Source organism: Yersinia sp. 2541 StPb PI (genome assembly GCF_052217145.1).
Classification (GTDB): domain Bacteria; phylum Pseudomonadota; class Gammaproteobacteria; order Enterobacterales; family Enterobacteriaceae; genus Yersinia; species Yersinia enterocolitica_E.
Genome location: NZ_JAZGQB010000001.1, coordinates 4,640,205 through 4,663,154 on the forward strand (window position 1 = coordinate 4,640,205; position 22,950 = coordinate 4,663,154).

A 22,950-nucleotide genomic window follows, 5' to 3' on the forward strand; every position below is an offset into this window, starting at 1 on the left:
GCTGCACAGAGGGGAGGTTTCTGATATCCTGCGCCCCTCATTATTGGGGGACATATGCTTAATATCGTTTTATTTGAACCTGAAATTCCGCCCAATACCGGTAATATCATCCGGTTATGTGCGAATACCGGCTGCCAGCTCCATCTGATTAAACCTTTAGGTTTCACCTGGGATGACAAACGCTTACGCCGTGCAGGTCTTGATTATCATGAGTTTGCCAGTATTAAGCATCACCATGATTATCAGGCCTTTTTAGATTGTGAAAATCTCGACAGTGCGCAGCCTGCCCGATTATTTGCACTAACCACCAAAGGGACGCCAGCCCACAGTGCAGTAAGCTATCAAGCTGATGATTACCTGTTGTTTGGCCCTGAAACCCGTGGCTTGCCCGCCAGTGTTTTGGATGCGTTACCTGCTCAACAGAAAATCAGGATTCCGATGCAAGCCGATAGCCGTAGCATGAATCTGTCAAACGCGGTGTCAGTGGTGGTGTATGAAGCCTGGCGGCAATTAGGTTATCCGGGTGCGTTACTGAGAGAGTCGTTGTTTTAGCCAAAATGTGTCGGTGATCAGCTAGCAACCCAATAGAAAGGTGTATATCCAAAGTAATTGGAGTTGTAGCCAGGCAGCAAACGAACTCATCCCGATGAGCTGACATAAGTCAGTGATTCGGGTGAGTAAGAGCAGCTAACACCGCTACAGCTTCAAGTACGAAGGAGATGATCAGATGCCGTCGCCGTACTCAAACCCATGGGTAATCCCATTGAAATGCTGGTCCATATCCAATGACGGCTTATCACTTTCGGGTTTACCAACGATGCGGGCAGGTACCCCTGCTGCGGTGGTATGAGCGGGAACCGCCTGCAATACAACGGACCCGGCACCAATTTTCGCACCGCGTCCAACCTCGATATTCCCCAAAATTTTTGCCCCAGCCCCAATCATCACACCTTCACGGATCTTCGGATGACGATCACCGCTGGTTTTACCGGTCCCCCCTAAAGTAACCGATTGCAGGATCGATACATCATTCTCAACTACTGCCGTTTCGCCAATAACAATACCGGTCGCGTGGTCCAACATGATGCCGCAACCAATGGTAGCCGCAGGGTGGATATCAACCCCAAAAGCAACAGAGACTTGATTTTGAAGGTAAATAGCTAACGCTTTACGATCCTGCGCCCACAACCAATGACCGATACGATAAGCCTGTAAAGCGTGGAAACCTTTGAGATACAGCAGTGGTGTAGAGTATTTATCAACGGCCGGGTCACGCAGCCGCACCGCCAGAATATCCCGCGCGGCCGAAACTATCATCTGAGCATCTGCACGATAAGCATCCTCAACCACCTCACGGATGGCAATAGCAGGCATGATCGGATTAGCCAGTTTATTCGCGAGAATATAACTCAGGGCACTGCCTAAATTCTCATGCTTCAATAATGTCGCGTGAAAAAAGCTCGCCAGCATGGGTTCACACTCAGCCAGTGCTCTTGCTTCTGATTTAATGCTACTCCAGACCAGTTCTAACTCTTCTGACGACATTACCTACTCCTGCCCATAAAAAATTGCCCAAGGGAACGACCAAGGCAACTATACCCATATTCGTTGAGGTCACCGCAGTGTTAGCGGCAACACCAATGACTTTAGGTATGTAATTATTATTTTATTCCGCCAAACCCACGTAACCGATCAAATGCCGCTTTTCTCATCTTTTTTGGTCCGACCCAATAAGGTCAATGCCGCTTCACGGGCATTTTTGTGACAATAGAGCACTTGATAGATCTGTTCAGTTATCGGCATTTCAACACCATGGCGCTGGGCTAATGCCAGAACTTCTTTGGTATTGCGGTAACCTTCAACCACCTGACCAATCTTGTCCTGCGCTTCTTGTACCCCTAACCCTTGGCCCAGCATAATACCAAACCGGCGGTTACGAGATTGGTTATCTGTGCAGGTTAGCACCAAATCACCCAAGCCTGCCATGCCCATAAAGGTGGAAGGGTCGGCACCCAATGCAGAACCCAGCCGCGTCATTTCGGCCAAACCTCGGGTTATCAGTGCAGTACGGGCATTCGCACCAAAACCAATGCCATCAGACATCCCGGCACCAATCGCAATCACGTTTTTCACCGCACCGCCAAGCTGCACCCCGATAAAATCAGCATTACTGTAAACCCGGAAGCTTTTGCCACAGTGCAATAACTGTTGCAGGTCTTCGCTAAATTGCGCATCGGTTGATGCCAGCGCAATTGCCGTCGGTAACCCTGCTGCCAACTCTTTAGCAAAGGTTGGGCCAGACACCACCGCCAGCGGGATAGTTTCACCCAACACTTCGCGCGCCACATCCGCCAGCAAGCGGCCAGTTTCGGCCTCAAGCCCTTTGGTCGCCCAGACGATACGTGCATCTTTGCGTAAATGTGGTTTCAACTGATGCAATACCGCACCGAAGACATGGCTAGGTACCACGACTAACACATCGCGGCTGGCTGCCAGCGCACGTGCCAGATCGGTTTCCAGTAATAAGGTATCTGGGAAAGGAACATCGGGTAGGAAAGCTTGGTTACAACGATCACGTTGCAAAACCTGAATATGCTTAGGGTCATGACCCCATAACACGACTTGATGGCCATTACGCGCCAGCGTAATGGCTAATGCGGTGCCGTAAGATCCGGCACCGATTACAGTCATTGAAGCATTGATGGTGTTCATCAGGCATCCTGACGTTGTTCAGCACCTTCGCCGTCAGCCTGCTGTTGCAGATAGTTCATGAACAGGGCATCAAAGTTAACCGGTGCCAAATTAAGCTGTGGGAAAGTACCACGAGAAACCAGGCTGGTGATGCATTCGCGAGCATACGGGAACAAAATGTTCGGGCAGTATGCACCTAAGCAATGCGCCAACTGGGTACCATCGATACCCGCGATGGAGAAGATACCACCCTGCTGAACTTCACACAGGAATGCAGTTTCTTCACCCAAAGAGGCGGTTACCGTCACTCGCAGTACCACTTCATACACATCTTCAGCCAGTTGACTAGAAGCAGTATCAAGATCAAGTTTAACTTCTGGTTGCCAATCCTGCTGGAAAACCTGCGGGGCATTTGGTGCTTCGAAAGAGATATCTTTGGTGTAGATACGCTGGATCTGGAAAGCCATCTCTGTGTTGTTTTGTTCGGACATGTGTATAAATACCCTAAGTTAGACGTCTGTATTAAATAGCACTGCCGCCGTGGGCTCTGTCCATCAAATTAATGGGACCCACTGACGAGTTAAAGCAGCGGATCAAGCCCACCGCGCGCATCCAGGGCGTGTAAATCATCACAGCCACCGATATGCTGCCCATCAATAAATACCTGAGGCACAGTCGTCCGCCCACTCCGAGCAATCATCTCTTCGCGTTTGGCCGGATCACTATCAATTGCGATTTCATGGAAAGCAGCACCTTTGTGGTTCAGCAGTGCTTTGGCACGATGGCAGAACGGGCAGGTTGCTTTGGTATAAATCTCAATCTTCGCCATGGATACACCTCAGTTAACATTATAATTTATTGATATAGCGAATTTTTATAACAAATACGGGTACAGCTCAATACTCATATCACTAAAACGCAGGCAATATGATTACTTGCCGCGCGCCAGTGGTAGATTCTCGCCACTCCAACCGGAGATACCTTCTTTCAAGGTAAATACGCGTTCAAAGCCTGCTTTGTTCAGCAGTTCAGCCGAAGCACGAGAGGTTGTCCCAGTAGCACAAACCACAATGATAGGCTGTGTTTTGTGTTTTTCCAATTCAGCCAAATTACCGTTTTTAATGTCGCTTGGCAGCAAATTAATAGAACTGGCGATATGGCCTTTGCGATAATCATCACGTGTGCGGATATCAACCACAACCGCATCTTCTTTGTTAATCAGACGCGTCGCTTCACCACGGGTAATCTCTTTCACTTTAGAGAGAGAGGTTTTAAAGCTGGTGAAAATTACGGCGACGAACAACGCCACCCAAGCCAGACTCAAAACCGGATGCTGGCTAATGAATTGCATAATTTCTTGCAACATGGGGGTAAAAACTCCCGTTAGTTAGGGGATAATATTCAAGGTCACAGAGTATACCTGCGCGTTGCGGCAAATACAGCCAATATGCAAGTGCTATTGCAGAAACTGCGAGCCATTTCGGAAACTTTTGTCGTCTAAATGATGACAATTACGCAAAACCCCACGCCAATGTTGATCTCTTTGGGCTATTTTTAACCGGTTTTGTAGTAAATTACCGCCTTCGTTCTGGCGGTGTAAATACGTTAACGTAAATAGCCGAGTGTACATAGCCGCGCATATCGTTGGATGTTCGCTGCTATTTGACACTTGGACTTATAAGAAAGAGGTTATGCAATGTCGAGCACTAAAAAACCACTGGTACTGACTATTCTTGATGGCTATGGTCACCGCGAAGAGCAGCAGGATAATGCCATTCTGAATGCTAAAACGCCGGTTATGGACCGTTTATGGCAGCAACAGCCTCATACTTTAATTGCCGCGTCCGGTCTGGATGTTGGCCTGCCAGATGGGCAAATGGGTAACTCTGAAGTGGGCCACGTCAACCTGGGAGCTGGTCGCATTGTTTATCAGGACTTGACCCGTCTCGACAAAGAGATCAAAGACGGCGACTTTTTCACTAACTCAACCTTAACAGCAGCGATTGATAAAGCGGTTAAAGCAGGCAAAGCGGTCCACATTATGGGTCTGTTATCTGCCGGTGGTGTACACAGCCACGAAGACCACATTCTGGCGATGGTTGAACTGGCCGCCAAACGTGGTGCGACGGCTATTTATCTGCACGCATTCCTCGATGGACGTGACACTCCGCCGCGCAGTGCGGAATCTTCACTGAAACGATTCACTGAGAAATTTGCCGCGCTGGGTAAAGGTCGCATCGCTTCTATTATTGGTCGTTACTATGCGATGGACCGTGATAACCGCTGGGATCGCGTACAACTGGCTTACGATTTGCTGACTCAGGCAAAAGGTGAATTCACCGTCGATAACGCCGTCGCAGGTTTGCAAGCAGCTTATGCCCGTGATGAAAACGATGAATTTGTCCGACCAACTGTCATTCAGGCGGCTGGCGAAGCCGATGCGGCGATGAACGATGGCGACGCGCTGATCTTCATGAACTTCCGCGCTGACCGCGCCCGTCAAATCACCCGCAGCTTTGTTAATGCCGATTTTGACGGTTTCAAACGCGATAAAGTAGTTAATTTCGGCGATTTCGTTATGCTGACCGAATATGCAGCGGATATTAAAGTGGCCTGCGCTTACCCACCAGCATCACTACAGAATACCTTCGGTGAGTGGCTGATGAAGCATGACAAAACCCAGTTACGTATTTCCGAAACTGAAAAGTATGCTCACGTCACTTTCTTCTATAACGGCGGCGTTGAAGAACCATTTAAAGGCGAAGACCGTATCCTGATCAACTCACCGAAAGTTGCCACTTATGACCTGCAACCGGAAATGAGTTCAGCAGAACTGACTGAGAAACTAGTCGGCGCTATCGGCAGTGGCAAATATGATGTGATAATTTGTAACTATCCGAACGGCGATATGGTTGGTCATACCGGTGATTACGATGCTGCGGTGAAAGCAGTAGAAACACTGGATAATTGTATTGAACAAGTGGTTGCTGCCGTAAAAGCCGCCGATGGCCAATTGCTTATCACCGCCGACCACGGCAACGCTGAGCAGATGCGCGACCCGGCAACCGGTCAGGCCCATACCGCCCATACCAGCCTGCCAGTGCCACTGATTTATGTCGGCAATAAAGGGGTTAAAGCGGTGGAAGGTGGCAAACTTTCAGATATCGCACCAACCATGTTGTCACTGATGGAAATGGAAATCCCGCAAGAGATGACTGGTAAGCCGCTGTTCATCGTGGAATAATCCTTCGTTATGAAGGAAAAGGCGTCATTTGCAAAATTAATGGTTACGGAAGATGCCATTACCACCAGCCGAGATATAGTTTCTCGGCTGTCCGGTCAGTTGGTGCGTCGCCCGTGGTCAGCACTGTACGCCAGCGTTTTTTGCGCTGGCGTATTGCTATTGCCATTATCCGGCACGGCAGCAGATGCCCCCGCTACAGCAAAAACTGCACAGAGCAAAGACCAGTTGAAGACCATTCAGCAGGATATTGCCGAAAAAGAAAAAAGTGTTCAGCAACAAAAGCAGCAACGCAGTTCATTGCTGGATCAGTTGAAACAACAGGAAAATACCATTGCTCAGGCCAGCCGCAGCCTGCGTGACACCCAAGGTACCCTGACTGAGTTGGACCAAGAAATATCCCGTCTCACCTCCTCGATTGAGAAACTCGAGAGTAAACAATCCCAGCAACAAAATATTCTGTCTAAACAACTTGATGCTGCCTTTAAACAGGGCCAACACAGTGGTTTACAGCTTATTTTAAGTGGCGAAGAGAGCCAGCGCAGTGAGCGTATTCTGGCTTATTTCAGTTACCTCAATGAAGCACGACAGCAATCTATTGAAGAGCTGAAACAGACTCGTACCCATCTCTCTGCCGAGAAAAAAACGCTGGAGCAAAAGCAAAATCAGCAAAAAACCGTGTTGAATGAGCAGAAAACTCAGCAGCAAAAACTGGAACAAGCACGTACCGCACGCAAGAAAACCCTGACCTCGCTGGAAGCTTCACTGGAAAAAGATCAGCAAGGCCTGGCTGAGTTAAAACTAAACGAAACCCGCTTGCGTGATCAAATAGCCAAAGCAGAGCGAGAAGCGAAAGCTCGCGCCGAACGAGAGGCCAAAGAAGCCGCTCGGGTACGCGAACAGATAAAAGTTAAAGAACAACAAGCCAAGAAAACCGGTTCTAGCTACAAACCAAGTGAAAGTGAGCGCTCATTAATGGCACGCACTGGCGGCCTTGGTCGCCCGGATGGGCAAGCTGTCTGGCCGGTCCGTGGTAATGTAACTCATCGTTTCGGTGAAGCCTTACAAGGTGAACTACGCTGGAAAGGCATGGTTATCTCTGCACCAGAAGGCAGTGAAGTAAAAGCGATCGCCGATGGCCGTGTCTTATTGGCTGACTGGCTGCAAGGCTATGGTTTGGTTGTGGTTATCGAGCATGGTAGAGGGGATATGAGTTTGTATGGCTACAATCAGAGTGCACTAGTCAATGTGGGTGCTCAGGTGAAAGCTGGCCAACCGATCGCCCTTGTGGGTACCAGTGGCGGCCAGGGTGAACCATCACTCTATTTCGAAATCCGCCGTCAAGGACAAGCAGTTAACCCACAACCTTGGTTAGGACGATAGCGAACAACGTTAGGGAACTTGTATTGCACTATTTCAACACACGCCGATTTATCATTGTAACCGCCCTACTCATCGCTAACGCCGCACAGGCGGGCAAACTTTCTATTGTGATTGATGACTTTGGTTATCGCCCCCAGAACGAAAACAAGATTTTACAGATGCCATTGCCTATTTCAGTGGCTATCCTGCCGAATGCGCCTTATGCCAGAGAGATGGCCGTCAAAGCCCATAATCAAGGGCGCGAAATACTGATTCATTTGCCGATGGCTCCCCTAAGCAAACAACCGCTGGAGCGCGATACATTACAGCCATCAATGAGCAGCGAAGAGATTCAGCGCATCATGCGCCAGGCGGTGAATAATGTCCCCTATGCCAAGGGCATGAATAACCATATGGGCAGCGCAATGACCTCCAGTTTCTCCGGCATGCAGAAAGTGATGCGGGAGCTGGACCACTATCAGCTCTATTTCCTCGATAGCGTGACCATCGGTAATAGCCAAGCGAGCCGTGCCGCAGAGGGGACTCAGGTTAAGGTCATTAAGCGCAAAGTCTTTTTGGATGACTCACAAAATGAAGCGGCGATCCGCCAACAGTTTAACCGTGCGGTAGAACTGGCTCGTCGTAATGGTTCGGCTATTGCTATCGGGCACCCCCATCCGGCCACCATTAAAGTGTTGCAACAAATGTTGCCTCAGTTACCTGCTGATATCGTATTAGTCCGGCCAAGTGCACTTCTCAATGAGCCGGTACAAAACAATACGCAAAATAACAGTGGCGGCATGTTGTCGGGTAAAACCAAACTACCTGGCTCAACCCAAGGCGATCGCCTGAAAGCTATCAAGCAATGCAAAGCGAAAGAGGGCTATGTAGCGGAGAAAATCTACGCAGACAGGATGTTTAGCATCATAGGTGAGAGCTTGATGCAAAGCCCTGCGGTGGTCTTTGTTCAGCGGCATTGGCAGCAATACTTCCCGCCAGTAGCGCCAGTTATTCCGGTGGATAAACCAAAATCGAATAACCAAGACGGCGATAAACCGAAAGCGGATAAGCCTTAATAAAACGGGGCAATCATCACCTGACTGCCCCGCTCTCAATCCTGCAGCTTCAAGGCCGAAGGGAATTCCCAAAGTCATTGGAGGTGCAGGTAGGCGGCCAGCAAACTCATCCCGATGAGCTTATTCATGTAAGGTCAACTACAAGTAAGTGATTCGGGTAACAAATCTGTCGGGAGCAGATTTGAACGCTGCTTGCAGCGGCCTCGCAGAGGCGAGGCCCATGGATGGGCCGAGTAACGCGCGCAGCCAACACCCCTGCAACTTCAAGGCCGAAGGGAATATTTTAGTCCCAGCTTAAAACCACCTTACCCGACTTACCCGAACGCATCGCATCAAACCCTTGCTGGAACTCATCAATAGAGAAACGATGAGTGATTATCGGGGTTAAATCCAAGCCAGATTGAATTAGTGCTGCCATTTTGTACCAGGTTTCAAACATTTCACGGCCATATATCCCTTTGATAAACAGCCCTTTGAAGATCACCTGATTCCAGTCGATAGACATATCAGAGGGAGGTATCCCCAGCATTGCGATACGCCCACCATGATTCATTGAGTTAAGTAATGAACGGAACGCCGGTGGCGCACCTGACATTTCCAGACCGACATCAAACCCTTCAGTCATGCCCAGTTCAGCCATCACATCCGTCAGATTCTCTTTACTAACGTTAACGGCACGGGTTACACCCATTTTACGCGCCAGATCCAGGCGATATTCATTCACATCAGTGATAACAACATGGCGAGCGCCAACATGCTTACACACGGCTGCAGCCATGATACCAATCGGGCCAGCACCGGAAACCAGCACATCTTCACCCACTAAATCAAAGGATAACGCGGTATGCACCGCATTACCGAAGGGGTCAAAAATAGCGGCTAGCTCATCAGAAATATTGTCTGGAATTTTGAACGCATTGAAGGCAGGAATGACCAAATACTCAGCAAAAGAACCAGGGCGGTTAACCCCAACCCCCACGGTATTACGGCACAAATGAGTACGACCACCACGGCAATTACGGCAATGACCGCAGGTAATATGACCCTCGCCAGACACCCGATCACCAATATTAAAGCCTTTCACTTCCTGACCAATGGCGACAACTTCACCAACATATTCGTGGCCAACCACCATTGGGACGGGGATCGTTTTTTGCGACCATTCATCCCAATTATAAATATGCACATCGGTACCACAGATAGCGGTTTTGCGAATTTTGATCATGATATCGTTGTGCCCCAGCTCTGGTGGCGGCACATCGGTCATCCAGATACCTTCTTCGGCCTTCAGTTTAGACAATGCTTTCATGAACATTCCTTACGCAATAACGTTAAGTTGTTTGCCGATACGCACAAAGGCTTCAATAGCCCGCTCGACTTGCTCTGTCGTATGATCCGCCGACATTTGGGTACGGATCCGCGCCTGGCCTTTCGGTACCACTGGATAGAAGAAGCCGGTAACGTAAATACCCTCTTTCAGCAAGGCATTGGCAAATTTTTGCGCAAGTGCCGCATCACCGAGCATGACAGGAATGATGGCATGATCAGCGCCAGCCAATGTGAATCCGGCAGCACTCATTTTCTCGCGGAATAAACGCGCATTCGACCATAAGCGATCACGCAGTTCAGCGCCGTCTTCCAATAGCGATAACACTTCAATAGAAGCCGCTACTATTGCTGGAGCCAATGAATTTGAGAACAAATAAGGCCGTGAACGCTGGCGCAACCACTCAACCACTTCTTTGCGGCCAGCGGTATAACCGCCTGACGCCCCACCCAGTGCTTTACCCAAAGTACCTGTGATAATATCAACGCGATCCATTACTTCGCAGTATTCATGAGTGCCACGACCATTAGCCCCCACAAAACCCACAGCATGGGAGTCATCGACCATCACTAATGCCTGATACTCATCCGCCAAATCACAAACACCTTTCAGGTTGGCAATGACACCATCCATGGAGAACACACCGTCAGTGGCAATCATAATATGACGCGCACCATCTGCTTTGGCTTGTTTGAGTTGGACTTCCAGTTCGCTCATATCGTTATTGGCATAACGGTAGCGCTTGGCTTTACATAACCGTACACCATCAATGATTGAAGCATGATTCAGCGCATCAGAAATAATGGCATCTTCTGGCCCCAGCAGGGTTTCAAACAAACCGCCGTTAGCATCAAAACAAGAAGAGTAAAGAATGGCATCTTCCATACCGAGGAAACTGGCTAGCTTCTGCTCTAACTCTTTATGTGTGTCTTGGGTACCACAAATAAAACGAACCGACGCCATACCAAAACCATGAGTATCCATGCCTTGCTTAGCGGCTGCGATCAACCTTGGGTGGTTGGCCAGGCCCAAATAGTTATTGGCGCAGAAATTAATAACACGGCTTCCATCAGCTACAGCAATGTCTGCTTGCTGGGCGGTGGTGATAATTCGCTCGTTTTTATACAACCCTTCAGCACGGGTAGTTATGAGTTGTTGTTCTAATTGCTGATAAAAAGGGTGTCGATTAAATGGCTGGGACATTCAGTTATCTCCAAGATGGGCAATTTCACAGTACATTTTACTGATTAGTGAGTGAACTGACGAGGAACCTTGTCTTATATTATAAAAAATGCAGTACATATCACGGTGAACAATCCTAAAGCGCATAGAAACCGTGAGATTAAGCCCCTTGCGGCTGTGCGCTATCCTATGAAATGTTATGATAACGCCAACTAGAGTGTGGGGCATTGTGCCCGACCAAGAAGATTAGCAAGGGTGAACCTGATGATTATCGTCACTGGCGGCGCCGGTTTCATTGGCAGCAATATCGTTAAGGCACTGAATAATATCGGTTATAAAGATATTCTGGTTGTTGATAACTTGAAAGACGGCACTAAATTCGTCAATTTGGTTGATCTGGATATCGCTGATTACATGGATAAAGAAGATTTTGTCGCCAGTATCGTTGCCGGTGATGACATGGGTGATATTGATGCTATTTTCCATGAGGGTGCCTGTTCTTCCACCACCGAGTGGGATGGCAAGTACATGATGGATAACAACTATCAATACTCTAAAGATATCCTGCACTTCTGTCTGGATCGCGGCATTCCGTTTTTATATGCCTCTTCTGCTGCCACTTACGGTGGGCGTACCGATAATTTCATCGAAGATCGTCAGTACGAACAACCACTTAACGTTTATGGTTATTCCAAATTCTTGTTTGATCAGTATGTGCGCGAGATTCTGCCGCAAGCTGATTCGCAAATTTGTGGTTTCCGTTATTTCAACGTTTATGGCCCACGCGAAGGGCACAAAGGCAGCATGGCAAGCGTTGCCTTCCACCTGAATAACCAGATCAATGCGGGTGAGAATCCTAAACTCTTCTCCGGCAGTGAAAACTTCAAACGCGATTTCATCTATGTGGGTGATGTGGCTGACGTTAACCTGTGGTTCTGGCAAAACAATGTCTCCGGCATTTTCAACTGTGGTACCGGTCGCGCAGAATCTTTCCAGGCTGTTGCCGATGCGGTAGTAGACTTCCACCACAGTGGACCTGTGGAATACATTGAATTCCCTGAAAAACTGAAAGGTCGTTATCAGGCATACACCCAAGCTGACCTCACCAAGTTACGTGCTGCGGGTTACGACAAGCCGTTCAAAACCGTCGCTGAAGGCGTCAACGAATACCTGGCCTGGCTCAATCGCTCAGTCTAAATTACTTGCTGCAAGGAATTGATAAACGGTATGAAAATACTGGTCATCGGCCCTTCTTGGGTTGGCGATATGATGATGTCGCAAAGTCTTTACCGTACCCTGAAGGCCGAATATCCGGCAGCAGATATTGATGTGATGGCACCTGCGTGGTGCCGTCCGCTTTTGGCCAGAATGCCAGAAGTGCGTCATGCAATCCCCATGCCCTTAGGCCATGGGGCTTTTGCTTTTGATGAACGTCGTCGCTTGGGTTTAGCCTTACGTGAAACCGGCTATGACCGTGCCTATGTGCTGCCAAACTCATTTAAATCCGCCCTGATACCTTATTTTTCAGGGATTAAGCAACGCATTGGCTGGCGTGGCGAAATGCGCTACTTCTTGCTCAATGATATGCGTATCTTGGATAAACAAGCCTTCCCTATGATGGTTCAGCGCTATGTCGCACTGGCCTATGATAAAGAAAAAATCCATTCAGCCGACGATTTACCGCAACCTTTGCTATGGCCGCAATTGCAGGTTCGGGATGAAGAAATTGCCGAGATTACTGCGTCATTCAATTTGACTGATAACCGGCCAATCGTGGGTTTCTGCCCAGGCGCTGAGTTTGGTCCGGCAAAACGCTGGCCACATTATCACTATGCTACGCTGGCCCAGAAACTGATTGATACTGGCTATCAGGTCGTCTTATTAGGTTCAGCTAAAGATAACGAAGCCGGTGAAGAGATCTGCCAGACTTTGGGCGAAAATTCCCGCGAATTCTGCCTCAATCTGGCGGGGCAAACCTCGCTGGAACAAGCGGTGGTATTGATTGCAGCCTGTAGTGCGGTAGTCAGTAATGACTCCGGTTTAATGCATGTTGCTGCTGCATTAAATAAGCCATTAGTGGCCTTATATGGCCCAAGCAGCCCGGATTTCACCCCACCACTGTCCGATAAAGCTACGGTCATTCGCCTCATTACCGGCTATCACAAAGTGCGCAAAGGCGATAGCGCGCAAGGCTATCATCAGAGTTTGATTGATATCCAGCCAGAACAAGTGATGGCGGCCCTTGAGAAACAATTATCGGCTCGCCAAAGCACTGTCAGTGAGGCCGATTAATGCATGTATTGATCGTTAAAACCTCTTCAATGGGCGACGTTTTACACACGTTGCCCGCACTGACCGATGCGATGAATGCTATGCCAGAGATTCGCTTTGATTGGGTGGTAGAGGAAGGGTTCAGCCAAATACCCAGTTGGCACCCGGCGGTGGATCGAGTGATTCCGGTTGCCATCCGCCGTTGGCGTAAGAATTGGTTTGGTAGTGATACCCGGCAGGAACGCTGTGATTTTAAACGTGTTGTGCAGCAGCGCCGTTATGATGTGGTGATTGATGCTCAGGGGCTAATTAAAAGTGCCGCACTGATTACCCGTATCGCCAAAGGGGTTAGACATGGCCCAGATTGCAAAAGTGCCCGCGAACCCTTTGCCAGTTGGTTTTATAACTGCCGTCATGAGATTGATACTAAACAACATGCTGTTGAGCGCATACGCCAACTGTTTGCCAAAAGCCTTGGCTATGACAAACCAGACAGCTATGGCGATTATGCTATCGCGCAGCGCTTTTTAAGCCAATTACCCAGCGATGCTGGCCAGTATTTGGTTTTTCTGCACGCAACAACCAGAGACAGCAAGCACTGGCCTGAAAGCCATTGGCTGCAATTGATCGAGCTGGTTGCACCCACCGGTTTAAAAATCAAGTTACCATGGGGGGCGGAACATGAGTATCAACGCGCGTTACGATTAGCGGAGCATTTTCCGCATGTTGAGGTCTTGCCTAAACTCAGCCTCCAGCAGGTGGCAGAGGTTCTGGCGGGTGCAAAAGCCGTCGTTTCCGTTGATACCGGCCTCAGCCACCTAACCGCAGCGTTGGATCGCCCCAATATTACCCTGTTCGGTCCAACTGACCCTGGGTTAATTGGTGGCTACGGGAAAAACCAGATTGCGGTGATTTCCGAACAAAAAAGCATGGATACTATTACGGCTGAAACTATTATGGCGCGATTGGAAGCACTGATTTCATAAGCGACTATTGTTTGTTTTCCGTGATTTATTCATGCCAGGAATTCTATCTGCCAGTATTTATCATGTAATAACAAGCGACTCTGGTAATTATCAGATTCGCTTGTTATGGGTTGTCTGATTATCTTTCTAACCTATTATCCAACAAGAGATGGCGGCTAATACATAGCTTCAATTAACATCAACACCTGACTGTTAAGAATTTCTAATTAATTATTTAAATAATTAATAACGCGACTCACTGATATCCTCCGAATAACGGCTCACCAATTTATCGGTCACACCATTAATTACTAAATATCATTCCATCAAAGTAGAGGCTTCAATAAATAGCGATATACCGCCAAAAATAGGCATATTTCCAGATAAAAATATCACCAAATAATAACTTACTGGTATCTATGGCTATACATTTAAGCGCAACAAGAAATAATGATAATCACTCTCATCTTTAAGCACGCAAAATCAATTTTATCGCTGCCCAATTACTGAAATTTGTTAAAAATTATATTCTTTTTTATGAATAGTCTGGCCCTACTCCGGCTATCAGGCTGGCCCAGTTGAAAAGAGCCTTTCTTGCTCAAATATGGTATTATTCTTAATAATCCATATTAATGAAATTGATAGAATGTTGCTGCGTTTATATCAGGTACTGCTCTACCTTATTCAACCTTTGATTTGGCTGCGGTTGCTGTTACGTAGCCGTAAAGCCCCCGCTTATCGCAAGCGTTGGGGGGAACGCTATGGTTTTTGTGCCGGTAAAGTTGTCGCTGGCGGTATCATGCTGCATTCAGTTTCAGTCGGTGAAACACTGGCCGCGATCCCTTTAGTCAGGGCATTACGTCACCGCTACCCATCACTGCCCATTACCGTGACCACCATGACACCTACCGGTTCTGAGCGTGTCCAATCTGCGTTTGGTAAAGATGTTCACCACGTTTATCTGCCTTACGACCTCCCCGGCTCGGTGAACCGTTTTCTTGATCAGGTCAATCCTAAGCTGGTCATTATCATGGAAACAGAACTGTGGCCGAATCTTATCAATGCGCTGCATCGTCGCAAGATCCCACTGGTGATTGCCAATGCACGTCTTTCTGCCCGTTCTGCCGCTGGCTATAAGAAAATCGGTAGTTTTATCCGTAATATGCTGCAACGCATCACACTGATTGCTGCACAAAATCAAGAAGATGGCGACCGTTTCATCGAACTGGGCCTAAGACGTTCTCAGTTGACGGTAACGGGCAGCCTGAAATTTGATATTTCCGTCACCCCTGAATTAGCAGCCAGAGCCGTAACATTACGCCGCCAATGGGCACCGCATCGCCCGGTGTGGATTGCAACCAGTACTCATGACGGCGAAGAAGCCATTTTGCTGGAGGCTCACAGCCAATTGCTGCAACACTTCCCGACATTATTGTTGATTTTGGTACCTCGTCATCCCGAACGTTTCCCGAAAGCGGTTGAACTGACACAGAAAGCAGGGCTGAGTTATACCTTACGTAGCAAAGGTGAAATCCCTTCTGGCAGTACACAGGTTGTGATTGGCGATACCATGGGTGAACTGATGCTGCTATATGGTATTGCCGATCTGGCCTTTGTCGGTGGAAGCCTGGTTGAACGTGGTGGTCATAATCCATTGGAAGCCGCGGCCCATGCCATTCCGGTGTTGATGGGGCCACATACATTTAACTTTAAAGACATCTGTGCCAAGCTGGAACAGGCTGAAGGGTTGATAACCGTAACAGATACCCTATCGCTGGTAAAAGAAATCACCGTGCTGCTAACAGATGAAGATTGCCGCCTCTATTATGGTCGCCATGCAGTTGATGTGTTGCATGAAAACCAAGGTGCACTACAGCGGCTATTACACTTGCTGGAGCCTTATCTGCCGCAACGGAGCCACTAAATGAGTGCAAGAAAACGCCTGTCAGTGGTGATGATTGCCAAGAATGAAGCCTCATTGCTGGCGGATTGCCTGGCATCAGTGAGCTGGGCTGATGAAATAGTGGTATTGGATTCAGGCAGTGAAGATGAAACCATCGCGCTGGCTCAGCAATATGGCGCTAAAGTCTACTGTAACGAGCAATGGCCGGGTTATGGTAAACAGCGGCAATTAGCTCAACAGTATGCCAGTGGTGATTATATTCTGATGCTGGATGCCGATGAACGAGTAACCCCTGAGCTTAAAGCGGCTATTGAAGCGGTACTTATCGCACCGGAGAAAGGCGCGGTTTATAGCTGTGCACGGCGGAACCTGTTTTTAGGCCGTTTTATGCGCCACAGTGGCTGGTATCCAGATCGAGTAACCCGGTTATATCCGCATCATCAGTTCCAATATAACGATAATTTGGTGCATGAATCGCTCAATAGCGGCTCAGCAAAAGTTATCCCGTTGAGCGGTGATTTATTGCATCTAACTTGCCGTGATTTCTTTGCTTTTCAACGTAAACAACTGAGTTATGCAAAGGCGTGGGCCACTCAGCGCCATCAGCAAGGTAAGAGTTGCAGCTACTTCTCTATTCTCAGCCATACTCTTGGGGCTTTCTGTAAAACATGGTTATTACGTGCAGGTTTCCTCGATGGTAAACAAGGGCTATTGCTGGCAGTCGTAAACGCGCAATATACCTTTAATAAATATGCGGCTCTGTGGGCATTGAGCCACCAATATCAGAAAAGCGAGAACTCATGACCACCAAAGCCATCTATCCGGGGACATTTGATCCCATAACCAATGGGCATTTGGACTTAGTGACACGTGCCGCTGCCATGTTCAGCCATGTCATCCTGGCTATTGCCGACAGTTCCAGCAAAAAACCGATGTTTACACTGGCAGAACGCGTGGCATTGGCCAAAGAAGTGACCGCACCTTTGAAGAATGTAGAGGTTTTAGGATTCAGTGAACTGATGGCTGAGTTCGCCAGAAAACACGATGCTAATATTTTGGTACGAGGCTTACGCTCAGTATCAGACTTTGAGTATGAATGGCAACTGGCCAATATGAACCGTCACCTGATGCCAAAACTGGAAAGTGTGTTCCTGATGCCATCAGAAAAATGGTCGTTTATCTCTTCCTCATTGGTGAAGGAAGTGGCGCGCCATGGGGGAGATATCACGCCGTTCCTTCCGGTACCGGTCACCAAAGCGCTAATGAGTAAACTGGCCTGACTCTTTATTTACGCGATACCCTATATAGCCAAAGTTAATTGGCGTTACCGGTAGGTGGTAAGCGAACATAGCTCACAACCCAGCGGCTTCAAATACGAAGGGTATACGATTAATGCTGGCAGTGGCGGCAAAAAAACGTGCTGCGCTGCCCATGTTTCGCAATTTCAATCAGATGCCCACAACGGCGACATGACTCGCCCGCCCGCCCGTACACCTGCAACTCCTGCGCAAAGTAACCAGGCTTACCGTCTGACTGTAGAAAGTCGCGCAATGTAGTGCCCCCCTGCTCAATGGAATGCAGCAACACGGCTTTTATTGTGGCCACTAGCAGTACAATTTCAGCGTTGGTTAATGAACCGGCGGCACGGTCAGGCAAAAGACCCGCGGCAAACAAGGATTCACTGGCGTAAATATTGCCAACACCAACTACCACTTTATTATCCATCAGCCACTGTTTAATCACGGTGCGTTTATTCCGTGATTTATCAAACAGATATTGGGCAGAAAATTCATCGCTCAGTGGTTCTGGCCCTAAATGCGCTAATACATTGCTGGTTTCAAGGTCTTTTGCCCACAACCAGGCACCAAAGCGCCGTGGGTCGGTATAACGCAATATTTTGCCATTACTGATCACCAAATCGACATGATCGTGTTTTTCAGCTTCAGTTTCGTCAGACAATATCCGTAAGCTACCTGACATCCCCAGATGGACGATAATCCAGCCAGTTGGCAGTTCTATTAGTAAATACTTGGCCCTACGCTGAACACTGAGCACCGGCTGATCACTCAAAGCCAGAATTTCATCGGATACCGGCCAACGCAAACGGGCATTTCTAACCACCGCGTAAAGAATAGTTTGGCCGACAAGATAAGGTTCGATCCCGCGTCGGCTGGTCTCAACTTCTGGTAATTCAGGCATGTAACCTCCCTAAACGTATCTCACTGAACTTTATATAATAAAAAACCCGGCCGAAGCCGGGTTTTCATAATCCACCAAAATTAAAATTATTTAATTTTAGCTTCTTTATAGATCACGTGTTGACGGACAACTGGATCGAATTTCTTCAATTCCAATTTTTCCGGCTTAGTACGCTTGTTCTTCGTAGTGGTATAGAAGTGACCAGTACCAGCAGAAGAAACCAGCTTGATCTTCTCGCGAACACCTTTAGCCATGATTCAGTTCCTTAATACTTCTCACCGCGGGCACGAATTTCGGCCAAGACCGTTTCGATACCCTTCTTATCAATAACACGCATACCTTTAGCAGATACACGCAGAGTTACAAAGCGCTTCTCGCCCTCAACCCAAAAACGGTGAGAGTGAAGGTTCGGCAGAAAACGGCGTTTGGTCGCGTTCATTGCGTGGGAACGGTTGTTACCGCTCACCGGGCGCTTGCCAGTAACTTGGCAGACTCGGGACATGTCTATTCTCCAAAAATCAAATCAGCTCGAGCTTCGTATAGGATTTGGCCGCCTCGTCAGGCTTTAGAGCCCATCTCAGCAAATTCACTGAGAAGACTCACTGTCATCAGGTCAGAAACCCCTGCCACCAGGCTATAAACCTGCTGAGATAGGCTCTTCACGCCAAACCCAAGATTCTCAAAGGTGGCGTAGTATACGCTCTGAAGCGTAAGTGCTCAAGTCCCGAACAGCTAAAGATCCTGAAAGGATCAATTATTATTGCTCTAAAGCCATCCCCGTTCAGCAAATGAGACACATTCACCCCGGCCAACCACTAAATGATCGAGCACACGAATATCTAATAATGAGCAGGCTTTTATCACCTGCGTAGTAATCAAACGGTCGGCTTGGCTCGGTTCAGCCTTACCCGAGGGGTGATTATGCGCCAGAATCAGCGCGGCGGCATTAACCTTCAGCGCTTCACGCACAATTTCTCTCGGATGGACCTCAACGCTGCTAATGGTACCAGTAAACATCTCCTCATGGCGAATAACACGATGCTGGTTATCCAAAAACATGACTAAAAAAATCTCTCGTTCGCGGTGGGAAAGAATATTTTGTAGAAACTTTTGGGTAATTTCGGGATTTTGCAGAACACTTTCCCGCATCAGGTGGGATGAAAAACAACGGCAGGCCAGTTCTGCAATAGCTTGAATTTGGCTGTATTTAGATGCACCAATCCCTTTTTGAGCACATAACGTCTGATAATCCGCCGACATCAGCCCATGAAGTGAGCCAAACTCTTCAATCAGATATTCAGCCATCTGCATTACGTGTACTCCCGGAATACCGGTACGCAGAAAAATAGCGAGTAACTCGGCATCGGTCAGCATGGCTGCACCGTATTTCAGTAATTTCTCCCTTGGGGCTATCTGCCCATACCATTCATCCATCCTTTGGCTCCTGTAATCCCAGAACAGCACATGCAGCATGACAGAAGGCTTTCTGCCTGGCGAACTCATGATTAAGTGCATGCGAAACGCTTCGCAAATTTGATGATTGATGACATCAAGCGACAGCCCGATAGCTAATCTACTCAGTGGTTATGCTAAAATATTGCCTCTTACAGCTTTCATTCGGACAATCATGATGACGGGACTTTCCGGCAAACATATTGTGCTCGGGATTAGCGGAGGTATTGCCGCGTATAAATCTCCTGAGCTGGTACGCCGCTTGCGCGACAAGGGCGCAGAAGTGCGTGTGGTGATGACGACCGCCGCCAAAGCGTTCATTACGCCGCTCACGTTGCAGGCAGTCTCGGGCTATCCCGTCTCAGATGATTTACTCGATCCGGCGGCAGAAGCCGCCATGGGCCATATTGAGTTAGGTAAATGGGCTGATCTGGTCATCATGGCTCCGGCTACGGCTGATTTGCTGGCCCGGGTTGCTGCGGGGATGGCAAATGACCTACTGACCACGGTTTGCCTGGCCACGGCAGCCCCTATTGCGGCTGTTGCGGCCATGAATCAACAGATGTACCGTGCTACGGCCACCCAAGCGAACTTGCAGACTCTCGCTAATCGCGGAATGTTGCTGTGGGGGCCGGACAGCGGCAGCCAGGCTTGTGGTGATGTGGGGCTGGGAAGAATGCTGGACCCGCTGGAAATCGTCGCACTGGCAGACAGTCATTTTTCTGCAAAACAAGACCTGCAACATTTGAGTGTCATGATTACCGCAGGGCCAACGCGTGAAGCACTTGATCCGGTGCGCTTTATCAGTAATCAAAGTTCGGGCAAGATGGGCTTCGCAATTGCTCAGGCCGCCGCCGCGAGAGGCGCTAAAGTCACGCTGATTGCAGGCCCGGTGAATCTCTCCACGCCGACGGGTGTTAATCGCATTGATGTTGTCAGTGCTCTTGAGATGCAGCAGGTCGTGCAGAACACCGTAGCCCAGCAGAATATTTTTATTTCTTGTGCTGCGGTAGCAGATTACCGTGCAGAGCAAGTTTCTGATGAGAAAATAAAAAAACAGGGTGATGAAATCACCCTTAAGTTGGTGAAAAACCCGGATATTGTTGCTGGCGTGGCTTCGATGGCTAAAAATCGACCATTTGTGGTTGGATTTGCTGCCGAAACCCAGAATGTGGAAGAATACGCGCGACAAAAACTAGTGCGAAAGAAGCTGGATCTGATTTGCGCTAATGATGTATCGCTCGCAGAGCATGGTTTTAACAGTGATACCAATGCCTTGCACCTTTTTTGGCTGGCTGGAGAGAAACGTTTACCGCTCAGCGATAAACACCTCCTCAGTCAGCGTTTAATAGACGAGATTGTCAGCCGTTATGATGAAAAAAATCGACATTAAAATTCTGGACCCACGTGTTGGCAATGAATTTCCTTTACCAACCTATGCTACAGAAGGTTCTGCCGGGCTGGATTTACGTGCCTGTCTGGACGAGGCAGTTGATTTACTGCCGGGGCAAACCACATTGTTACCTACCGGCTTAGCCATACACATCGGTGATAGTGCTTTAGCCGCCGTCATTCTGCCGCGCTCCGGTTTGGGGCATAAGCATGGCGTGGTATTAGGTAATCTGGTGGGACTGATTGATTCCGATTATCAAGGGCAATTGATGGTGTCAGTCTGGAACCGTGGTCAACAGGCTTTTACCATCGAACCCGGTGAACGCATCGCTCAGATGGTATTTGTTCCCGTAGTACAAGCAGAATTCAATTTGGTTGAGGATTTTGACCAAAGTGAACGTGGTACCGGTGGTTTTGGTCATTCTGGGCGCCAATAACCTACCCTAGACCTCAATATCGTAAAAAAGCTATCACATAAGCCGCCGGGGCTTGGTACCCAGTGCGGCCGATATTTGGGTTTTTGTTATTAAGTCATTTTTAGCAAGGGTCTACTCGGACATGGCAGAAAAACAGAATACGAAAAGGAACAGGCGCGAGGAAATTTTGCAGGCTTTAGCGCAGATGCTGGAATCCAGTGATGGTAGCCAACGCATTACTACCGCTAAACTTGCCGCCAATGTGGGGGTTTCTGAAGCAGCGCTTTATCGACATTTCCCCAGTAAAACGCGGATGTTCGATAGCCTGATCGAGTTTATTGAAGATAGTCTGATGTCCCGCATTAATTTGATTCTGCAAGATGAAAAAGAGACGTTTAATCGCCTCCGGCTAATCCTGCTACTGGTATTAGGGTTTGCAGAACGCAACCCCGGCCTGACCCGAATCATGACCGGGCATGCACTGATGTTTGAACAAGATCGTCTGCAAGGGCGGATTAATCAACTATTTGAACGTATTGAAGTGCAATTGCGTCAAGTTTTGCGCGAGAAAAAACTGCGTGATGGGCAAGGTTTTATACATGATGAAGCGCTATTGGCGACTCAACTACTGGCATTTTGTGAAGGGATGCTTTCGCGCTTTGTCCGTTCAGAATTCCGCTACCGGCCAACACAAGAGTTTGACGCCCGCTGGCCACTGATTGTGGCGCAGTTGCAATAAGCTCAGTCGCGGCAGTCAAAAAACCTATAAAAAAAGGGCCTGATGGCCCTTTTTGCTGGCTTAGCAATAGAGTGGCTAGATACCGTACTCCTTGCGATATTCACGCACCGCGGCCAGATGATCAGCCATTTCTGGTTTTTCTTCCAGATAACTTATCACATCACTCAACGTCACAATCGCAATCACTTTGCAGTGATAATCACGTTCAACTTCCTGAATCGCTGAAATCTCACCACGGCCACGTTCCTGACGGTCCAATGAAATCATTACGCCAGCCAGGGTCGCGCCCTGTGCATTGATAATCTCCATTGATTCACGAATAGCAGTACCAGCGGTTATTACATCATCCACCAGCATGACTCGGCCTTGTAACGGGCTACCTACCAGACTGCCGCCTTCCCCGTGATTTTTCGCTTCTTTACGGTTAAAACAGTAAGGCACATCGCGTTCATGATGCTCTGCCAATGCAACAGCCGTCGTCGTCGCAATTGGGATACCTTTGTATGCTGGCCCGAACAACAGATCGAACTCCACACCACAATCTACTAAGGCAGCGGCATAAAAACGCCCGAGTTTTGCCAGATCCAGCCCGGTATTAAACAATCCGGCATTAAAGAAATAGGGGCTAATCCGCCCAGACTTCAGGGTAAATTCGCCAAACTTCAACACCTGCTTGTTAAGCGCAAACTCGATAAAATCGCGCTGATAGGCTTTCATGGGTACTTCTCCTCTCC

At 48.4% G+C, this 22,950-nt stretch carries 25 protein-coding genes; 13 read left to right on the top strand and 12 right to left on the bottom strand.

Annotated features, from left to right (window positions below; genetic code table 11):
- The first annotated feature begins 54 nt into the window (after positions 1-54).
- Positions 55-552, top strand: coding sequence for a tRNA (uridine(34)/cytosine(34)/5-carboxymethylaminomethyluridine(34)-2'-O)-methyltransferase TrmL (gene trmL, locus V1953_RS20800; protein ID WP_083161744.1), 498 nt, complete (start codon positions 55-57; stop codon positions 550-552).
- A 171-nt stretch (positions 553-723) separates the two neighbouring features.
- Here trmL and cysE read toward each other — a convergent pair whose 3' ends face one another.
- The 5 genes from cysE to V1953_RS20825 form a co-directional block, all read right to left on the bottom strand.
- The gene (gene cysE / locus V1953_RS20805; protein ID WP_005190588.1) at positions 724-1,545 is read right to left on the bottom strand and encodes a serine O-acetyltransferase; all 822 of its coding nucleotides are present in this window, start codon (positions 1,543-1,545) and stop codon (positions 724-726) included.
- A 147-nt stretch (positions 1,546-1,692) separates the two neighbouring features.
- Complete coding sequence (gene gpsA / locus V1953_RS20810) at positions 1,693-2,712, bottom strand: NAD(P)H-dependent glycerol-3-phosphate dehydrogenase (protein WP_083161742.1); 1,020 nt, start codon at positions 2,710-2,712, stop codon at positions 1,693-1,695.
- Positions 2,712-3,182 (bottom strand): protein-export chaperone SecB, encoded by a 471-nt coding sequence (gene secB, locus V1953_RS20815; protein WP_032907531.1) that lies wholly within the window; start codon positions 3,180-3,182, stop codon positions 2,712-2,714. The genes gpsA and secB overlap by 1 nt, the downstream gene beginning before the upstream one ends.
- 89 nt (positions 3,183-3,271) lie before the next feature.
- Complete coding sequence (gene grxC / locus V1953_RS20820; protein WP_083161740.1) at positions 3,272-3,520, bottom strand: glutaredoxin 3; 249 nt, start codon at positions 3,518-3,520, stop codon at positions 3,272-3,274.
- 102 nt (positions 3,521-3,622) lie between these two features.
- Positions 3,623-4,057 carry a rhodanese-like domain-containing protein gene (locus tag V1953_RS20825; RefSeq protein ID WP_083161738.1) on the bottom strand — a complete coding sequence of 145 codons (435 nt, stop codon included), beginning with the start codon at positions 4,055-4,057 and terminating at the stop codon, positions 3,623-3,625.
- A gap of 330 nt (positions 4,058-4,387) precedes the next feature.
- Here V1953_RS20825 and gpmM point away from each other — a divergent pair, with 330 nt between their 5' ends.
- The 3 genes from gpmM to V1953_RS20840 are packed head-to-tail and all read left to right on the top strand — an operon-like array spanning position 4,388 to position 8,370.
- Positions 4,388-5,935, top strand: a complete 1,548-nt coding sequence (gene gpmM, locus V1953_RS20830) for a 2,3-bisphosphoglycerate-independent phosphoglycerate mutase (RefSeq protein WP_083161736.1) — start codon at positions 4,388-4,390, stop codon at positions 5,933-5,935.
- Positions 5,936-5,944: 9 nt separating this feature from the next.
- Complete coding sequence (gene envC, locus V1953_RS20835) at positions 5,945-7,315, top strand: murein hydrolase activator EnvC (RefSeq protein ID WP_442851259.1); 1,371 nt, start codon at positions 5,945-5,947, stop codon at positions 7,313-7,315.
- 23 nt (positions 7,316-7,338) lie between these two features.
- On the top strand, positions 7,339-8,370 hold the full coding sequence (locus V1953_RS20840) for a divergent polysaccharide deacetylase family protein (protein ID WP_442821388.1): 1,032 nt from the start codon (positions 7,339-7,341) through the stop codon (positions 8,368-8,370).
- A 283-nt stretch (positions 8,371-8,653) separates the two neighbouring features.
- On the opposite strand, the gene tdh is transcribed toward V1953_RS20840, so the two are convergent.
- Together tdh and kbl are read right to left on the bottom strand one after the other, a co-directional pair.
- Complete coding sequence (gene tdh / locus V1953_RS20845; protein WP_083161728.1) at positions 8,654-9,679, bottom strand: L-threonine 3-dehydrogenase; 1,026 nt, start codon at positions 9,677-9,679, stop codon at positions 8,654-8,656.
- 9 nt (positions 9,680-9,688) lie between these two features.
- On the bottom strand, positions 9,689-10,900 hold the full coding sequence (gene kbl / locus V1953_RS20850; RefSeq protein ID WP_083161726.1) for a glycine C-acetyltransferase: 1,212 nt from the start codon (positions 10,898-10,900) through the stop codon (positions 9,689-9,691).
- Positions 10,901-11,143: 243 nt separating this feature from the next.
- Here kbl and rfaD point away from each other — a divergent pair, with 243 nt between their 5' ends.
- From rfaD to coaD, 6 genes are all read left to right on the top strand, one after another.
- Positions 11,144-12,076, top strand: a complete 933-nt coding sequence (gene rfaD, locus V1953_RS20855; protein WP_083161724.1) for an ADP-glyceromanno-heptose 6-epimerase — start codon at positions 11,144-11,146, stop codon at positions 12,074-12,076.
- A 30-nt stretch (positions 12,077-12,106) separates the two neighbouring features.
- Positions 12,107-13,171: an ADP-heptose--LPS heptosyltransferase RfaF gene (gene rfaF / locus V1953_RS20860; RefSeq protein ID WP_442851260.1), complete on the top strand. Its 1,065-nt coding sequence runs from the start codon at positions 12,107-12,109 to the stop codon at positions 13,169-13,171.
- Complete coding sequence (gene rfaC / locus V1953_RS20865; protein ID WP_083161720.1) at positions 13,171-14,136, top strand: lipopolysaccharide heptosyltransferase RfaC; 966 nt, start codon at positions 13,171-13,173, stop codon at positions 14,134-14,136. Before rfaF ends, rfaC begins: the two co-directional genes overlap by 1 nt.
- 625 nt (positions 14,137-14,761) lie before the next feature.
- The gene (waaA, locus tag V1953_RS20870) at positions 14,762-16,039 is read left to right on the top strand and encodes a lipid IV(A) 3-deoxy-D-manno-octulosonic acid transferase (RefSeq protein WP_442821389.1); all 1,278 of its coding nucleotides are present in this window, start codon (positions 14,762-14,764) and stop codon (positions 16,037-16,039) included.
- A complete protein-coding gene (locus V1953_RS20875; protein ID WP_442851261.1) occupies positions 16,040-16,822 on the top strand; it encodes a glycosyltransferase family 2 protein in 783 nt (260 codons plus the stop codon).
- On the top strand, positions 16,819-17,298 hold the full coding sequence (coaD, locus tag V1953_RS20880; protein ID WP_083161716.1) for a pantetheine-phosphate adenylyltransferase: 480 nt from the start codon (positions 16,819-16,821) through the stop codon (positions 17,296-17,298). Before V1953_RS20875 ends, coaD begins: the two co-directional genes overlap by 4 nt.
- Before the next feature lie 109 nt (positions 17,299-17,407).
- Here the strand turns inward: coaD and mutM are convergent, their stop codons facing one another.
- The 4 genes from mutM to radC form a co-directional block, all read right to left on the bottom strand.
- Entirely contained in the window at positions 17,408-18,217 is an 810-nt protein-coding gene (gene mutM, locus V1953_RS20885; RefSeq protein WP_372569791.1) for a bifunctional DNA-formamidopyrimidine glycosylase/DNA-(apurinic or apyrimidinic site) lyase, read from the bottom strand.
- A gap of 86 nt (positions 18,218-18,303) precedes the next feature.
- Positions 18,304-18,471, bottom strand: a complete 168-nt coding sequence (gene rpmG, locus V1953_RS20890) for a 50S ribosomal protein L33 (RefSeq protein ID WP_004392084.1) — start codon at positions 18,469-18,471, stop codon at positions 18,304-18,306.
- 11 nt (positions 18,472-18,482) lie between these two features.
- On the bottom strand, positions 18,483-18,719 hold the full coding sequence (gene rpmB, locus V1953_RS20895; protein ID WP_005164747.1) for a 50S ribosomal protein L28: 237 nt from the start codon (positions 18,717-18,719) through the stop codon (positions 18,483-18,485).
- A 263-nt stretch (positions 18,720-18,982) separates the two neighbouring features.
- Positions 18,983-19,651 carry a RadC family protein gene (radC, locus tag V1953_RS20900; protein ID WP_083161712.1) on the bottom strand — a complete coding sequence of 223 codons (669 nt, stop codon included), beginning with the start codon at positions 19,649-19,651 and terminating at the stop codon, positions 18,983-18,985.
- 193 nt (positions 19,652-19,844) lie between these two features.
- Between radC and coaBC the strand changes: the two genes are divergently transcribed.
- The 3 genes from coaBC to slmA all read left to right on the top strand — a co-directional run bounded on the left by coaBC (position 19,845) and on the right by slmA (position 22,216).
- A complete protein-coding gene (coaBC, locus tag V1953_RS20905; protein ID WP_442851262.1) occupies positions 19,845-21,062 on the top strand; it encodes a bifunctional phosphopantothenoylcysteine decarboxylase/phosphopantothenate--cysteine ligase CoaBC in 1,218 nt (405 codons plus the stop codon).
- The gene (gene dut, locus V1953_RS20910) at positions 21,040-21,498 is read left to right on the top strand and encodes a dUTP diphosphatase (protein WP_042568893.1); all 459 of its coding nucleotides are present in this window, start codon (positions 21,040-21,042) and stop codon (positions 21,496-21,498) included. Before coaBC ends, dut begins: the two co-directional genes overlap by 23 nt.
- A 121-nt stretch (positions 21,499-21,619) precedes the next feature.
- Positions 21,620-22,216 (top strand): nucleoid occlusion factor SlmA, encoded by a 597-nt coding sequence (gene slmA / locus V1953_RS20915; RefSeq protein ID WP_005191076.1) that lies wholly within the window; start codon positions 21,620-21,622, stop codon positions 22,214-22,216.
- A gap of 75 nt (positions 22,217-22,291) precedes the next feature.
- Here slmA and pyrE read toward each other — a convergent pair whose 3' ends face one another.
- Positions 22,292-22,933, bottom strand: a complete 642-nt coding sequence (pyrE, locus tag V1953_RS20920; RefSeq protein WP_083161707.1) for an orotate phosphoribosyltransferase — start codon at positions 22,931-22,933, stop codon at positions 22,292-22,294.
- Positions 22,934-22,950: the final 17 nt, after the last annotated feature.